Origin of the sequence: Brevibacillus sp. B_LB10_24 (assembly GCF_046036945.1) — a bacterium.
GTDB lineage: Bacteria > Bacillota > Bacilli > Brevibacillales > Brevibacillaceae > Brevibacillus_C.
In genome coordinates this window covers 251,922-268,117 of record NZ_JBJQOQ010000002.1, presented here as the reverse complement: position 1 = coordinate 268,117, position 16,196 = coordinate 251,922, and the positions used below count along the sequence as shown (strand labels likewise).

Annotated in this window: 15 protein-coding genes and 1 riboswitch; of the genes, 2 read left to right on the top strand and 13 right to left on the bottom strand. The window is 53.0% G+C overall.

Annotated elements, in window-relative coordinates; all coding sequences use genetic code 11:
- Positions 1 to 192 precede the first annotated feature (192 nt).
- A complete protein-coding gene (locus tag ACI7RC_RS04055) occupies positions 193 to 2,058 on the bottom strand; it encodes an ATP-dependent helicase ComFA (protein WP_408106946.1) in 1,866 nt (621 codons plus the stop codon).
- Between the two features lie 136 nt (positions 2,059 to 2,194).
- Here ACI7RC_RS04055 and ACI7RC_RS04050 point away from each other — a divergent pair, with 136 nt between their 5' ends.
- Positions 2,195 to 2,479: a zinc ribbon domain-containing protein gene (locus tag ACI7RC_RS04050; RefSeq protein WP_408106945.1), complete on the top strand. Its 285-nt coding sequence runs from the start codon at positions 2,195 to 2,197 to the stop codon at positions 2,477 to 2,479.
- A gap of 20 nt (positions 2,480 to 2,499) precedes the next feature.
- Here ACI7RC_RS04050 and ACI7RC_RS04045 read toward each other — a convergent pair whose 3' ends face one another.
- The 7 genes from ACI7RC_RS04045 to ACI7RC_RS04015 form a co-directional block, all read right to left on the bottom strand.
- On the bottom strand, positions 2,500 to 2,868 hold the full coding sequence (locus ACI7RC_RS04045; RefSeq protein ID WP_408106944.1) for a glycosyltransferase family 2 protein: 369 nt from the start codon (positions 2,866 to 2,868) through the stop codon (positions 2,500 to 2,502).
- Between the two features lie 62 nt (positions 2,869 to 2,930).
- Complete coding sequence (locus ACI7RC_RS04040) at positions 2,931 to 3,638, bottom strand: response regulator (protein WP_408106943.1); 708 nt, start codon at positions 3,636 to 3,638, stop codon at positions 2,931 to 2,933.
- 16 nt (positions 3,639 to 3,654) lie between these two features.
- Positions 3,655 to 4,800, bottom strand: coding sequence for a sensor histidine kinase (locus tag ACI7RC_RS04035; protein WP_408106942.1), 1,146 nt, complete (start codon positions 4,798 to 4,800; stop codon positions 3,655 to 3,657).
- Positions 4,801 to 5,202: 402 nt separating this feature from the next.
- A complete protein-coding gene (gene metK / locus ACI7RC_RS04030; RefSeq protein WP_408106941.1) occupies positions 5,203 to 6,414 on the bottom strand; it encodes a methionine adenosyltransferase in 1,212 nt (403 codons plus the stop codon).
- Between the two features lie 126 nt (positions 6,415 to 6,540).
- A riboswitch (SAM riboswitch) is annotated at positions 6,541 to 6,641 on the bottom strand.
- A 64-nt stretch (positions 6,642 to 6,705) separates the two neighbouring features.
- Positions 6,706 to 7,194, bottom strand: coding sequence for a hypothetical protein (locus ACI7RC_RS04025; RefSeq protein WP_408106940.1), 489 nt, complete (start codon positions 7,192 to 7,194; stop codon positions 6,706 to 6,708).
- 118 nt (positions 7,195 to 7,312) lie between these two features.
- Positions 7,313 to 9,334 carry a S8 family peptidase gene (locus ACI7RC_RS04020; RefSeq protein ID WP_408106939.1) on the bottom strand — a complete coding sequence of 674 codons (2,022 nt, stop codon included), beginning with the start codon at positions 9,332 to 9,334 and terminating at the stop codon, positions 7,313 to 7,315.
- A gap of 43 nt (positions 9,335 to 9,377) precedes the next feature.
- A complete protein-coding gene (locus ACI7RC_RS04015) occupies positions 9,378 to 9,767 on the bottom strand; it encodes a hypothetical protein (protein ID WP_408106938.1) in 390 nt (129 codons plus the stop codon).
- Between the two features lie 130 nt (positions 9,768 to 9,897).
- Between ACI7RC_RS04015 and ACI7RC_RS04010 the strand changes: the two genes are divergently transcribed.
- Complete coding sequence (locus tag ACI7RC_RS04010; RefSeq protein WP_408106937.1) at positions 9,898 to 11,343, top strand: S8 family serine peptidase; 1,446 nt, start codon at positions 9,898 to 9,900, stop codon at positions 11,341 to 11,343.
- 109 nt (positions 11,344 to 11,452) lie between these two features.
- Here the strand turns inward: ACI7RC_RS04010 and ACI7RC_RS04005 are convergent, their stop codons facing one another.
- The 5 genes from ACI7RC_RS04005 to ACI7RC_RS03985 form a co-directional block, all read right to left on the bottom strand.
- Positions 11,453 to 12,160, bottom strand: coding sequence for an Ig-like domain-containing domain (locus ACI7RC_RS04005; protein WP_408106936.1), 708 nt, complete (start codon positions 12,158 to 12,160; stop codon positions 11,453 to 11,455).
- A gap of 1 nt (position 12,161) precedes the next feature.
- On the bottom strand, positions 12,162 to 13,139 hold the full coding sequence (locus tag ACI7RC_RS04000; RefSeq protein WP_408106935.1) for an SLAP domain-containing protein: 978 nt from the start codon (positions 13,137 to 13,139) through the stop codon (positions 12,162 to 12,164).
- 29 nt (positions 13,140 to 13,168) lie between these two features.
- A complete protein-coding gene (locus tag ACI7RC_RS03995) occupies positions 13,169 to 14,134 on the bottom strand; it encodes an SLAP domain-containing protein (RefSeq protein WP_408106934.1) in 966 nt (321 codons plus the stop codon).
- 99 nt (positions 14,135 to 14,233) lie between these two features.
- Positions 14,234 to 15,190, bottom strand: a complete 957-nt coding sequence (locus tag ACI7RC_RS03990) for an accessory Sec system S-layer assembly protein (RefSeq protein WP_408106933.1) — start codon at positions 15,188 to 15,190, stop codon at positions 14,234 to 14,236.
- 158 nt (positions 15,191 to 15,348) lie between these two features.
- Entirely contained in the window at positions 15,349 to 16,077 is a 729-nt protein-coding gene (locus tag ACI7RC_RS03985) for a polysaccharide deacetylase family protein (protein ID WP_408106932.1), read from the bottom strand.
- Positions 16,078 to 16,196: the final 119 nt, after the last annotated feature.

Sequence of the window (16,196 nt, the reverse complement as noted above, 5' to 3'; positions counted from 1 at the left end):
CGCAGCGATGACAAATCGTCTCCCCCACAAAGGGAAGTCCCGCAAGGCAGCTCACGCAAAGCGGCAGACGGCTAAACAGAAAAAATACCTTAGGGTAATGCCGCGACGAAACATGCTGACCCACGTAACGCCTGATGCCTTCCATGCGTTGGTGAGCAGACAAGAATTGATGACATAGGAGACATTCCCGCATCAGCTTTCTCTCCCGGATTTTGGCTGATTTCTGTCTGCAGCCCACCGCTTGTCGGCCAGGCGATTCATCTGTTCAATCTGTCGTTTGGCCGCGTACAAAGCTTGTGTCCGATGACCGGCCAGAAACAGTACCGTGCCGTCTGGCGCATCTGCTGAACGCCCTACCCGGCCTGCGATTTGTACCAGGGAGGCTTCGTCAAATACCGGAGCATCCGCCCCCAGGATGATGACATCGCTGCGCGGAATAGTCACACCCCGCTCCAAAATCGTCGTGGTCACGATCAACATGTATTCCCGCCGGCGAAATCGCTGTACTTTTTCCTCCCTCCCCTGATCAGCAGCGTGGACGCCGGCCATTTTTTCGGCATAGGCCGGCAGCAGTCGTTGCAGGTAGTCGAGAACCTTATCGACGGATTCTACACGAGGCACGAAGACAAATACCTGCCTGTCCTGAGCCAACATATGATCTACAGCGGTGATCAACTCGGCGATCGGCCTTCTAGCGCTTACCTTTTCCATCACTCGGGGAACCAGTTTGATCTCCGGCACCGGCAGGGCATGTCCGTGATAACGCCGAGCCAACAGGACGTGGGTAGCCGAGTGGGGTGTAAGCACTGCAGCAGAGCCGGTCAATTTCTTGCGAAGTTTCATAGGAGGTGTTGCGCTTAGGTAAAGCAGCTTTCCATTTTTAGCCACCGCCCGGGCAACGGCATCATGCAGCTGCTGGTTATTGTGAAAGGGAAAAGCATCCACCTCGTCCACTACCACCAGTGGAAAACAGCGGTAAAAACGCATGACTTGATGGGTAGTAGCGATGATCAAATCTCCCTCCTCCCACTTTTCTTCACTAGAGCCGTGAACGGAGCGTACAGATACAGAGGGAAAGGCTGCCCGCAGGCGGGGAACCAATTCCAACACCACATCCTTGCGCGGAGTCGCCAGCAAAACCCGGCCTCCCTTCCTGAGCACCCCATCAATTGCCGGAAACAAGAGCTCTGTCTTCCCTGCGCCGCACACCGCCCATATGAGAAACGCCGCTTCCCCTCCAGTCCCTGTGGCAAATTGCTCGGCTCGCCCGGCTGCGTCAGCCTGTGCCGGCGTATATTCTCCCTTCCAGGCGAGCAAGGAGTCGGAGTGTCGAGACCCCTTACCCGAATCCTCAGCTTGTACACAGATAAAAGGCGTGCAGCATTTGCTCCGTCCCATCGACAAACAAGATGAACAGTACACACACGGCTGCCTGCAGCTGTGGCATTCTGTCCGCACCAGATGGCTCCTGCTGCTGCAGCGCCAGCAAATGTAACGCAGGCGGTGCCGCCACCAATGTCTTTGGATGTCCATGCCTACACCAGGACGCCACTCGCTCTTGTTCAGGAGAATTAACCATTGAAGCAGCCATATCATCGGAATCATGAAGCGGCCGCGTTTTTTCAACAGCCACTCCGCTTCTTCCTCGAGCAGGGAACGGCCGCCCAAGATGTTCGCCAACTGCGCTGCTTCTCCAGATACCCGCCGATAATCGGCCTCCAGGGGCAAGTCTTCTCCCCCGACGGGTTCAGCCCGGAATGTATAACGAAAGGCTGTCTGCCCCTCTCTTACATACAGCTTGTTTGCTTCGCGCACATAAGCGGCAGCCAGCCGCTGCATTTCCATCACCGATTTTGCGGTCAGGCGCCGTGTTTTGGCGAACTTGCCGATCTTTTCGCGCAAGGCGAAGACCAGTGCAAGCGAAGGGCTTCTGCCGATCACGTACAGCCGCTGCCCATTGCTCTCCTGCCAGAACAGCTTGTCTATTTGAAAGCAGGGAGTAACGTAGGCCCGCAGCGCATTTTCTTCTTCCTTCACATACAATAAGTACTCCCGCATCTCGTCTCCTCCCATATCCTGGTCTTGCCTTCAGTTTGGAAAAAGACAGAGGCGGGCACAAGAAAATTTTCAGACAAGTAGGATTTAGGCAAAATGCCTAGAAGATACATTTGGATAATATTAGGAGGCGATTTTCATGGAAGGGTTGTTCTCTTTCCTTTTTCTTTGTTTTATTGGCTTGCTTATCTTGTACTTGACGATCCAATGGGCCATTGACCATTCGCAAATGAAAGCAGAGATTAGCGAAATAAAGGAAATTCTTCTAAAGCTGCAGCCTCCACACCCCTCTGAAAATCATCCAGACAGCAGCCTTCTAAGCGATAAAAATACAGGGGAAAGCTGCCCCGGTTGCGGAAGCAAAGTGACCGGACAAGAGTCAGCGTGCCCTTCCTGCGGACTAAGATTAGCCGACGAACAATAAAAAAACCGAAGAAAGGAGAGCTACATGCTCTCCTGCTCGGTTGGTCTGCGAAGATCGATCAATATCGTATTGGTTTTATCCCGTTCACTTTCCTCAACGAGATATTCGTAATTCCGTTCAAAGGTTGTGGCTATTTTCATTGTATCGTCAGTGGAGCCAAAATCGACAAATGAAATCCTGATCGGCTGCCCGTATCGAATCGATGACCAAATCAGCCTGCGAATGACTCCTTCCAAGGAATGATCCGAGTTATACAGCAGAACCTTATAATGAGTAAAGGGCTCACTGGCGCGAACCAAAGACTCAAAGGATATACGCTCTAACAAGGCCACCAATAGAGAGGCGCAGCCATACGCCGCCAACAACCACACCAACATACTTGTGATCACGGTCATCCCCTCCTATTCTCAGGGTATGCCGCAATGCTTGGCCAAGGTACTTTAATCTTTCATTACACTTTTACCCAGCCGTTTTTGATGCAAATGACCACGGCTTGGGTGCGGTCCTGCACGCCCAATTTCTGCAAAATACTGCTCACGTGGTTTTTTACCGTCTTTTCACTGATGTATAAAAACTCCCCGATCGCGCGGTTGCTCTTTCCTTCTGCCATCAGCTGCAGCACTTCGCGCTCACGACGCGTCAGTGACTCTATGACGCGAGCATCCAAGACAGGCGTATTTTCCATCGTCAGCGGACGGCCGACTGCTTCCTCTTGTACGCTCAAACGCCGAAACTCGTCAATTAACTTGCCTGTTACTTTCGGGTGTATGTATGACCCGCCGCGGGCGACAACGCGGACTGCTTCGACCAGATCCTCCGCTTCCATCTCTTTTAACAAATACCCGGATGCACCGGTGCGCAGCGTTCTGAACACGTACCCTTCGTCGTCGTGGATAGACAAAATGATGATACGCGTTTGCGGGTTTGATTCGATGACGTTCTCGGCAGCCGATACGCCGTTTATATTGGGCATATTGATATCCAGCAAAACGACATCCGGTTTATGCTCTTCTACCAGGTATGTGGCCTCTTCGCCGTCGGATCCCTCTCCGACTACCTTAAAGCCGCCCTCCATTTCCAGAATGCGCTTAACCCCTTCTCGAAACAATTTATGGTCATCTACCAGTACAATACTTATCTCTTCTAATTGTTTCTGCATCCCTCTCCTGCCTCCTTTAGCTTTGCTGCATTTTGGCCTTCAGCGGAATTTGAAACATCACCTTTGTTCCTTTTAGCGGTGCCGAAGCAACCTCCATGGTACCATTCAAAAGCTGCACTCTTTCCTTCATTCCCATCAGTCCGAAAGACTGATTGCGGCGCTCGACTACATCAAATCCGACTCCGTCGTCTTTTACGACAAGCGATACGTTATCGTGCTGCAGTTCCAGTTTTACATGGACGACCTTTGCCTTTGCGTGTTTGGCCACGTTGTTGAGGCATTCCTGGACGAGGCGGAACAACGGCGTTTTAAAGGCATCGTCGATGTCCTGTTCCCGCCCGAATATCACGAGCTCGGCGGTGGTACCGGTCCGTTCCTCGAAGGTCTGTACGTACTTTTGCAATGTCGGAATCAATCCCAGATCGTCCAGCGCCATCGGGCGCAAGTCAAAAATGATCCGGCGGACATCTGCCAAGCTGAGTCGCACCATCTCTTTCAACTCTTGAAGTTCCCCTAAAGCCTGTTGGATTTGTTCATTTTTTAACATCTTCTCGGCTATGTCCATCCTCAAGGCTACGTTGGCCATCGATTGGGCCGGGCCATCGTGAATCTCGCGGGCCACCCGCTTTCGTTCTTCCTCCTGCGCCTGAATGATCTGAAGCCCCATTTGTTGATGCTGTTTTGCTGTTTCCAGCGCTTCCCCTACCTTGCTAAAATCGCCGGTTAGGTAACCCAAGACAACGCCAATCTGTGTCATTAACTGTTCAGCTTTGGCGATGGTCGCTTCGAGATTTTGCAGCCGCCGCTCCAATTCATCGCGGCGCTGGCGCAGAGTCGCTTCCCTCTCCCGACCAAGTGACAATTCGACCTGCAGATCATTGGTTTCTTTATAGACCTGGTGAATGTGCTCTTCGGTATAACTGTGAAAATTACGGCTCACCATCGCCAGCATGGCACGGGACTTGCGGTATTTCAGGTCAAGAGTATCGACCAGATCGACGACAGCGTACACTTGTTGGCGTACCTCTGCGATCTCGTTTTGAACGGCGCTCCTCTCTCGCCGGGCGCTTTCCGCAATCTCAAAGATCTGCTCTTGGCTTGACTCAACCGTTTGAATTGTTTTTTTAATGACTCCATCCAGGAGGCTGATGTCTATATCCATTGGTTACCTCATCTTACAATGCTTTCTATACCCAGTTTTCGGGGAAGTTTAAACTGCTCTGTGCACACCTGTCGATCAAAAATACTAGATCATTTTGCCTACGGTATTTTAGACGGTAAAACAGGGGAAAAAGGTTGCAAAAATTGTGCAGAAATTGTATAGTTTTTTGCTTTTCTCTGGTAACAAAAAATAACTCGTATAACTAATGGTAACATAAAATCGCAGAATCAAGGAAAATGGCATAGATGATTACCGTTACTTTTTCGACATAAACCTGAGAAACCCTTTAATACATTGGCATCCATCGCAGGATGGATTTTCCATATGCCAAGGGGATTTTCCCCATATAACAAAAATAACGCCCGGCTTTTGCCAGGCGTTTCCTCTTGTGGATACAGATTATTATATGGCCAGACCAGCAGCATCCTGTTTCAGTGCATCTGCTTTGTCTGTACGCTCCCACGGCACATTCAGGTCGTTGCGGCCAAAATGTCCGTATGCAGCTGTCTGCTTGTAGATAGGACGGCGTAGGTCCAACTGCTTAATGATACCGGCAGGACGTAGATCGAAATGCTTACGGATCAGCTTCACCAGTTCCTCTTCGGAGATTTTCCCTGTTCCAAAAGTATCAACACTGATGGATACGGGCTGTGCTACCCCGATCGCATAGGCGACCTGCACTTCGCATTTTTCCGCGAGACCGGCAGCTACGATGTTTTTCGCGACATAACGAGCTGCGTAGGCGCCAGAACGGTCCACCTTGGTCGGATCCTTCCCGGAAAAAGCGCCGCCGCCGTGACGGGCATACCCGCCGTAGGTATCGACGATGATCTTGCGGCCAGTCAAGCCGGCATCGCCTTGTGGGCCGCCGATGACAAAACGGCCGGTTGGATTGATGAAGTACTTCGTCTCCTGATCGAGCAGGTCAGCAGGCACTACCGGCTTGATTACCTGTTCGGTCAGATCCTTCTTGATTTGCTCCAAGCTTACATCTGGTGCATGCTGAGTAGAGATGACGATCGTGTCGATACGAACCGGTTTATCCCCATCGTACTCAACCGTCACTTGTGTCTTCCCGTCCGGTCGCAGATAAGACAGCGTGCCATTTTTGCGAACCTCTGTCAGACGACGAGCCAGTTGGTGAGCCATGCTGATCGGAAGCGGCATCAATTCCGGTGTTTCGTTGCAGGCAAAACCAAACATCAAGCCCTGGTCACCTGCGCCAATCGCTTCGATCTCCTCATCAGTCATGCTGCCTTCGCGCGCTTCCAGTGCCTGATCGACACCGAGGGCAATATCGGCAGACTGTTCGCCGATCGCCGTAATCACGCCGCACGTATCCGCGTCAAAGCCAAATTTTGCACGATCGTAGCCGATCTCCCGGATTGTATCGCGAACAAGCCTTTGGATATCCACATACGTATTTGTAGTAATCTCCCCAGCTACTAATACAAGACCTGTTGTAACAGAAGTTTCACACGCTACGCGTGCGTTCGGATCCTTTGCCAGAATCGCGTCCAATACAGAGTCGGAAATCTGGTCACAAATCTTGTCCGGATGTCCTTCTGTAACGGATTCCGACGTAAACAGGCGACGACCTTTTTGCAATGCCATGAGCCTTCCTCCTTTTGTCTCCATACAGATATAGTTTTGGTAGCCGAGTCGGGTTTCTATCACGACAAAAAATAAACCTTTTCCCGTATATGGAGGAAAAGGTGCTCTTTGTTTGCGTTCCCTAACCTCTTATCGGCCAGAATGGGTAACCACTCTGCTGGTTAGCACCGCGCATGACGGTTGCCGGGTTTCATCGGGCCAGTCCCTCCACCTACTCTGGATAAGAGTATCCCTTTCGCCTAATAGAATAAACATTTTTCTCATACGTGTCAATCCATAAGTGCCTGGCTGTTATTTTAATTCGTATTTGCCGCGGACGATCACGTAGGTTTTCACTTTAGATCCCGGGACAATCTGCAGCCCTCGCGAATCGGAACGGGCGATCAAAAGCAAGTGATTGCGCTCGACCGGATCCCCCGCCCGCAAATCGGCACCCGCGGTAATATCTGTAAGTCCGTCTCCGTTTACCCCTGCTACCGAAAGAACATCTCCGGTTCGAACGATGAATTCCGTTCCTTCAAAGCCGTACAGGATCTTGCCAGGCGGCAGTTCCACTACTTGTAAACCTGTGGCTGCCGTTCCCCCGCTGTTGGTCTCCCCACCACCGACAGGTGCAGCTCCGCCGAGCGCTTCGCGGATTTTCTGATCGACATAGCTCTTCGTCACGACAGGATCGTCTGCCGAGCCAGGGGCCCCGGCTACATCCGCCCAGGCCTGGCTGGCAAAAATCATCCCGCCGATGAGAATTCCCGCTGTTAAACTGGTACGTACGTTTTTCATTGCTGATCTCCTCCCTAAAGGTGTTTCCGTTTCGAACGCCCCTTCCAAACGGCGTCCCGCTTATCTGTATTTCAAACCTCTTCCTGTCAGAAAAAGCACTGCCTGAAGCATGACCGGGTCATTTGCCTATCGGCTCGCGGTCGACTGTCAATCGGTAGGTATCGTATTTAAATGGATTGGTGCTGGTCAGAAGGATATAGTAAGTACCCTTGGCCAATTTGAGCTGGGTGATATGCCCCCCCTTGGCGGCCTGTTCCGCCACATCCGGGACCGATATGATCGTCTTCAGCTTCTCATCGTACAGCACCATGTGCAGTCCCCAGGTTACCGGGACCTGCGGCGCGTCAATCGTCACCAGTGAATCTTTGGCCACTTCAAATTGGAACCAATCCTGATCGTTTTTCGACGGAAGCGTCCCGGTCATCAAGGTGCCGCTGCCCAGTTTGGTCGCCAACTGCGGCGTGTCGTTCGGTTCGTTGTAATCCCGCCGTTCCGGCAAGTAGGAGAGGTCGAATATGTATTCGCCGTTCACAGCATTGTTCCAATAGTCACTCACGCGAAAATAGTATTTGCCAGGTGAAACCTCCATACTGATCCGCTCCGTCGGGTCGGCGGCGGTACCATTGTCAAACTTTTGATCGGGCCTTCCTTGCTTGACTACGTAGACGACGGGATCGATTCGTTTGGTATCGACAGAAACCGTGATATTTAGCTTCCCTTGTTCGCGTACGTAATAGGAAAACCAATCATAATCCCCCGGTTTGTCAAAATTCCCCACGATTGTGATGTGGTTGCCGGGCGGCAGCGGCCGTGCCGTTTGTTGATCGTCGTTTGGCTCATACTTGTCCGGATTGATCATGAATTTGCTTTCGAATACGTATGAGTAAGTTCCGGCCCCGCTCCCCCGTTCCAATTTAAAGTAGAGCTTGCCGGACTTCACCGGCACGGTCAGGGTCTTGCCTCCGCCTACATAGTAAGTAACGGGTGAATCGCCATTGCGATAAAAAGTTGCTGCAATAGCCGATCCGGAGCTTGGCGTTACTTTTGTCGTAAAAACCAATTTGCCATCATAGGGGATGTCCGTGTAAAACCATCTAATCGGATTATTGGAACTGAGCTCCCCTCGCACCTGGGATTCGATGGGAAACGCAGTCGCGGTGGCCTGGGTGTTGTTCGGCCCGTTAATGTCAGCGGGCAATTTTGTCTTCACGGCACGCCCGACATTTAACAGGCCATACCCGTACTGCTTGTCCCAGCCCTTTGGACCGAGATCGGTGGCAGTGTAATAGAGCAGTTGCCTTACCTCGAGCGGCGTCATCTTCGGGTTCCTGGCAAGCACCAAAGCGGCGGCGGCGGCCACCTGCGGAGCTGCCGCCGAGGTGCCGCTGATCGAACCGTATTTACCGCCGACCCTCGTCGTGTAGATATTGGATCCGGGCGCTACAATATTGATCTCCGGACCGATATTGGACTGCGGCAAAAGGTTGTTTTTTCGGTCCACTGCCCCTACTGCGATCACTGTCGGATAAGCAGCCGGATATCCAACGCGGCTGCCTTCATTGCCAGCGGCGGCTACCAATACCACCCCTTTTGCTTCCGCGTTTTTGACCGCTTGCTCGAGCAATGGAGAATGATACAGGTTGCTCACCGACATCAAGACGACCTTTGCCCCCATCGCAACGGCCTGATCGATCCCTTTGGCCAACAGCTTCACATCAGACCTTCCATTTTTATCCAGAACCTTTATCGGAATCACATGGGCATCCCACATTACGCCAGTGACACCGATCTTGTTGTTTCCCTTGGCCGCCAAGATGCCTATCACCTGTGTGCCGTGGCCGTAATCGTCCTGCATCTGACGCTCCGGTTTCTCCAGATTCACTCCCGGCAACAGGTTGGGAGCCAGATCGGGATGGTTCGTATCTACGCCAGAATCCAGTACGGCTATCTTGATGTCGGTATTTCCCTTGACCGTGCTCCAGGCGTTATTGGCGCCGATCTGGGTCAGATAAGATTGATTACTGTAATACGGATCATTCGGCTCAACAGCGGCCCATGCGACGGTCTGTCCCGAGGCAAGTATGCAGATGCCAATCAACAAAGCTGCCATCCGTTGTTGTACAGCCAAATACTTATTCATAAGTTAACGCGTCCTTCCTTCCCTTTGCCGGGAAAAGAGGTATTCATCGGATGAAATCCACCTCCGGCGGCTCTTGTGTCGAGCGGCCGTCTATGATCAAGGTGCTCCCATCCGCAAAACGAACATAACGCGGCTGCAGACTGTCCAGACGTACCGGGTAAAGCGCCTGACCCAGACCCCCTGCGTCGAGAATCTCGATGAAATTAGCCATCAGACCAGCCTGGACAAAGTAGACCTCCGATAAATCGCGTTCATTGATCATCGCCAAAACCTGGTCCAGGTGATCAATACAATCGTCGGCGGTTATGTATACCGGGTCCTCGCCGCCCAGGTAAAACCCGTCTTCTGCCGCAGCCGCTCCTGCATTCCCTGCCAAGCCGGCCAATATCAGCATGACAGCAAAACATGCAGTCAGCAATCGAATTCGAGGCACCATAACATCCTTCCTTTTCCATATAGCCTCCATCAAGTCTATCATAAATCTATCGCCTATTAATAGGCAAATGGATCTGTTAGAATGAATCTGCCATACTTTCTACTACATATTAGGAGGGACAACCCTTATGCCCCGATCCCATATCCGCAGACTGACAGCCATTGTCATACTCTTTTTGCTCGCATCGCTATTCTGTCAGTCAGCATTTGGCCAAACCCTTGACTCTTCCCGGTCAGTCGCGTCAGCCCTTGATCCTGACCGGGAATTGATCGTCGTCTGGAAAGAACCGCAGAAGGCAAAACGCTCTTCCGCTGCCATCGTTTCAGCCAAGGAAACGGCAATCGCGCCGCACATTAGCCTGCTGCGAACAGGGTCTACCCAGGAAGCGGAGCAAATGATGCAGCAACTGACTGCTCATCCCGATGTTGACTTCGTCGAGCCCAATAAAAAGATCTACATCTCCGAGTCGAATCGCATCGCTATTCCCAACGACCCTTACTACCCCAAGCAGTGGTCGCTGGCTGCGATGCACGTTCCGGAAGCATGGAGTCTGCTGCAGCCTACCCGCAAGAGTGTCGTCGTGGCCGTCATTGACACCGGCATAGATCCATCCCATCCAGATCTGGCCGGCCGGATACTGGAGGGAAAAGACTATGTCAGCCAAAGTAAACTTCCGCTCGACGAAAACGGACATGGCACGCACGTCGCCGGCATCATCGCAGCCCGGACGGACAACGGCATCGGGATTGCCGGACTGGCCGGGAAAACAGACGTCATGATCCTCCCATTAAAAGTGCTGGACAAGGATGGAGTCGGCACAGTGGCCAACGAAATTCAAGCCATTTACGACGCCGTTGAGATGGGAGCGGATGTGATTAATCTCAGCCTGGGGGACGACCAGCCTTCCCGCGCGGAGAGAGAAGCGATTCGCTACGCCAAAGACCATGATGTCATCGTTGTGGCAGCCGCAGGCAACCAAGCCGCAGCCGTCGAGTACCCCGCTGCTTACCCCGAGACGCTTGCCGTGGGGGCGAGCGATGCCAATGACCAGCCGGCCGGCTTTTCCAATTACGGAAACATGCTGGACGTTGTCGCACCCGGTATGCAGATCCTCAGCACCGTTCCCGATCAGGTGACTCCCGGCGGCTACGAGACGATGAGCGGCACCTCGATGGCGACAGCGGCTGTCTCCGCATTGGCGGCCCTGCTAAAGTCACAGGCGCCCGAGCGGTCAAGCGGTGAAATAGAAGAGATCATCAAACAGTCCGCCGTCGACATCGGTCCCCCTGGCCGGGATATCTACAGCGGATACGGACGGATTGACTTTGCCCTTGCCCTGCAAAACCTGCGGGGTGACCATACGCCGACACCTGAACCAAGCGCTTATACGATGACCAGGCTAAAAAGCGACCCCGCCCTCTTCCACCAACTGCTTACGGCCTACAGCAGCCAAGAAATCCTGGTCCGCAGCGCCGATGGCCGCTTGTACACATGGGCAGAGCTCTTGTCCAAGCCTCAGGTGATGGCCGGGCTGCTCACAGACAGCAGCACCGTTATCGAAATCAGCCAATAGGAAAAGCTTTCATTGAAGCCTTTTCGAAGAAGTTGTCGAGTCCGTCTTTAGCAGAAGCTTTTCATAACAAAAACTCCTCTGTCAGCCATTTTCGTTGACAGAGGAGTTTTTATTGCTGCTGATGAACGGTGCGAAACGGCAGAACCGTCGGGGTGCCCAAACCGACTCCCTGCTCTGAACGAACACCGCCAGACACCTTGAGAAAATACATCCGGCCCGACGAGAAATCAGCAACCGGAGCAATGCTTGCTGCCTGCTTGTCGGCGGAAAGCGACACCTTCACATCCACTCTGCCGCCGCGGTCATCTTCGATCCAGATGGTATCCGGCGAGACGCTCTCAGGAAGCATTGGCTGGGTAAAGCCGATCTCAAACGTTTTGTTTAGCGGAACATCTCGCATCGAATCGTACTTTTGCGCATATCCCGCAAGTGACACCTGCGGACGGGACGCTGTCGTAAACTGCGTCAGCGGCACCACATCCATGTACATCAGCCGATACGTTTGCCCTGACACGAGCGGCACATCGGCATCTACATAGAAGCTCGTCCCGCTCCCCCGGGTGATCCGTACACCGCTTACCGGTTTCCCGGCAGGATCCAGGAGCGAGACGTAATCGCGCAGCACGTCTTCCGGGACCGCGGTATCCAGGGCCACCTCTATGGAGACGTACGGACTGATGTCCGCCGCCCCCCAGTCAGGTGTCACGCTGCGGATAAAACCGCTGCCGGCGGCGGCGCTGACGAGAGGTCCCTGGATACCGCCGAAGAGTACAGCGAGCAGCATCAGCAAGAAAATCCGCCCGGCCGCCTTCTTCATGCTACTGGACCAACCCCGCAGGTCCGCCCCCAAAATTACGCGGGTTATCAGGCTTTGCATCAGGGATGAACGCTGTGCATTCCTCCGGGTTTACATCCGTTTTGGTCAGGGAATCAGCCGGCACGTTAAAGCCCCATACCCGGCTGTCATTGGCCGCCACATGGAGGTTTTTCAGTCCGAAGTGGGCACGAGCCACTTCTTCCCCCGACTTGTCGCGGATAATGATCGGCACCTCTGTAAATTCAAGCATTTTGTCCAAACCGTTGCGGAACAAAACGACTACCTTTAAGCCGCCTTCATCCGTAGGCTTGATGCCCAATACTTTCAACTCCACCTCGCCGCTGGCAACCGCAGGCTGCTCCTTCGCGATTTTTTCATAGTGGGTCATCTCTTCGCTGGTCAAGCCCTCCTGCTGCGTCTCCTTGCCGCTTGCCTTACCTACAGGCGGTGCGTCGAATACCAAGGCAAGCTCCACTTGCTCAGGAACCTTCGTGAATTCGTCCCAACGGAACACGAATTCACAGGGGCGGCTGGAGTAATCGCCGATGCTGCCGAACGAAAGCATATCAAAAGTCTTTTGCGCCACGACTTCCCCGTCAGGCGTTACCAGCGAAAGCGGTAGTTGATTCAACAGGATGTCTTCGTCGCTGGCGTTGCGGATAAAGCTGAGCACCAGATAGCCATGAGGCAGCACACTGGTGAAGAACGGGATGATCCCGACCTCGTCGCGGACGATCGGCGGAAGCTCATCGTGGATAAACTGCAGCAGCTCCTCCTCGATGTCCTGCAGTCTGTCTTCCCACGGACCGTGCAGGGATAAAAACAGCTCAGACGGTTCCACCCGGTTGGAAGAGAGCTCCGGGTTCTCGATTCCCGACACGCCCAAGTACGTTTCCTTATGGGCGTGGCCGCGGATGTCGTCCCGCACTTGATCCAGGCTGTCTTTCGAACCAAACCAATTTTCCAATAACCAACTCATACACAAACCTCCTCGTTTGCACAAACAACTTACTTGCTATCCGGATCTGTTACACGCAGCAGCCAGTTTCGATGCAGCTCGGCCCCAGGTTTTTTCACCGTTTCGGCCGGGAAGACGACCATCCACGGACGGCTCGTTCCAGGGCGGACTTCGATGTTATGGGTCAAGATTTTCCCTTGGGCGATCACATTATTTTGGCGGTCAGTGATTTTCACTTCCAGCGTTTTGGGACGGTATGGACGGCGAAGCGCATTGCGGATGAGAACCCCGACGACGAGGCGGCCATCTTTCGTCCACCCGATGTCAAATCCGTCAAACTCTATATGGTCAGGACGCATAGCCGGCAGCCGGTTGACGATATCCAGCAGCTTCATCTTTTGAACTTCTGTCATGCGCTCTTCCATCTGCGGGTCCAAATCCAGGTGCTTCGGCCAGACCGAAATCTGCTGTCCAAGATTCAACTGCACCTTCCAACGCTCAAATGACACCTGATCCATCAGGAATGTCTCTTTCGGGAAAAAGACCTCCCACGGACGGCTTGTTTGCGGCGGGATGGTGCCCACTTCTTTCAGATTGAACCAATGGCGGGCGAATACCTCATCTCCGACCCGGATGGTCAGGCCGATATTGTTAAACTCCAGGGGACGCGTCATCCCGTTGCGGAAGAACAGCGCCACCGTAACGCCTTCTTCGCCCGGAATCAAGCTGAAACCAGCTACCCCCATCGTTCCTTCGACCATCTCCGGCAGCTCAGACTGCAAAAAGCGGAGCGTGTATTTTTTATCTGCATCCAGCTGCTGTTCCCAACTCGGATGCAGCGACAGCTCCGTCCGCACCGTAGGGTTCCCGCTCGGAGATGGCGCCACCTCCGTACCGTCAGGAGTCATAGGCGGAGTGGAGACGTCGTAATCCTCCTGGACATCGCGTTTTATTTCTTCAAGGGATTTCATTTCCTCTTGATCTTTATTCAACCATTTCTTTACAAAGGTAAACATGGTATCCTCCTTTTATTTAGCTGCTCTGCCGTTTATCTATCTGTTCATTATATCATATGGTTTGGTTCATCAAGCCAGCAAAAACATGAAACCTTGGGCTCAGGCTCCAGCACTTTGCGGCGCTGTGACCTTCCAGCGAGACAGATCCGCGTCCTCTTTGACCACGCTCTCCGGCGGGAAGATAAACATCCACGGTTTGCTGGTTTCCGAATGAACCGTAAGTCCGGCCAGTTCAAACAATCCTTCCGCTACTACCTCGCCTGTGGCATCATGCAGACGAAGCGGCAGCTTTTCAAAGGACAGGGACTGTCTGGAGCCATTGCGAATCAACAGCATGGCCCGAAGCGACCCGTCCGGCGATTTGGACAGCTGGACGCTTTGAATATTCACCTCTCCCGGCTTTAGCGGGGGAAGCCGCTTGGCCAGCTCGACCAGCGAATTTTTTTGATCGTCATTGAGCGCTTTAATCCACGATTCTTCCAATTCCAGCTTTTGCGGTAAAACCATTTTCTTCTCGGCCAGCTCGAAGGCAACCTTCCAGTTGGTCAACAGCACGCCCTTTTGCAAAAAGTGATCGCGGTGGAAGACAAAGCTCCACGGTCTGGCGTGAAAAGCGGGAATCTCCCCGAGCTCGGACAGATCAAACTCCTGCCGGGTAAAGAGTTCGTTTTCTCCAAACAGCACCACCAGATTCATCTTGCCCAATTGAATCGGCTGGGGCAGTCCGTTGCGAATAAATGCGGTCACTTCGGCTCCGTCGTCATGGGGTGTCAGGTGAATTCCAACCAACCCGACTTGACCGACTTCGATCGGGGGCAGCTCATTTGCCATAAAAGAAAGGGCGTATCTTTGCTTATCTTCCAAAGCCGTTTGCCAGGATTCGTGAAGCGAGAGGGCAGTAGTCGCCTTCTCCTTGGAATCAGCCTCGAACGGCTGCTGCTGTTCGCTCGCAATCGGCGCTTCCGCGGCAGGCAATACAGACTCTTCTCTCGTCTGGGCATTCTCTTCATTCGCTGCGGAATCTTTGTTTAGCCAGTTTTTCACAAAAGATAACATTCGGTACTCTCCCTGTTCATCCGACATCTCTTCTTCTCTACTTGCATTAAGCATAGCATAACATAACGCGAATGCAAAAAAAGGCTTTTACTCTTTCTTGCATACTTTGGCAAAGGAAAAACACCCTCTATCTTATACGCATAGAAGCCGAGGGTGTTTCACTCATTTTGCCCTGAAATATTTAGCAGCTCCGGCACCGTGACGAACGTGTACCCCTGCTCTTTCAACATCGCGATGATCAGCGGCAGGGCAGCCAGTGTATTGCTGAGATCATTCTGCCTTCCGCCCGCGCAGTGCTGCAGAATGATCGCCCCGGGCTTGACCTGCTGCTTGACCTTTTCCAGAATTTCACTCGTCGGCGTACCTGCCCAGTCTCGGGTGTCCACCGACCAGTTTACGACCTTGTACTGCATGGCCGCCGCTTCTTCCACCACCTCGGCCGTAGTAGAGCCAAACGGCGGACGGAGCAGCGCCGGATGGTAGCCAAGCAGCGAGTACAAGATCTCATCTGTTTTGGCAATCTCCGTCTGCACGTCTTGTCCCGTCATCTTCGCCAGATTGTGATGGCCCCAGGTGTGATTGCCCAAGACATGCCCGCCGCTGGCGATTTCCTTGACAACCTCCGGGTGTTTCTTGGCCTGCCTTCCGACAATGAAAAAAGTGGCGTGAATCCCGTTCTCCCGCAAGATATCGAGAATTTTCCGCGTGTAAAACCCATCCGGTCCGTCGTCAAAGGTCAGGGCTACTTTCTTTTCGGTTCGAGGACCGTTAAAAAACAGCAAGTCGGGAAAATCGGCTTGAAGTCCGGCTGCCTGCGCTCCCCCAGCTCCGGATACCGACATCATCCAGACCAGCATTGCCGCCAGTGCCAGTCGCGTCCAGTTCATCGCCAAGCTCCTTTCAGCAGTATCCCATTCCATCTCTACTATATTAATGTACCCAAAACTCTCCCTTCTCAGCATACCCCCATAACCAAACCAGTCCCACACGCATATGTTGAACCAAG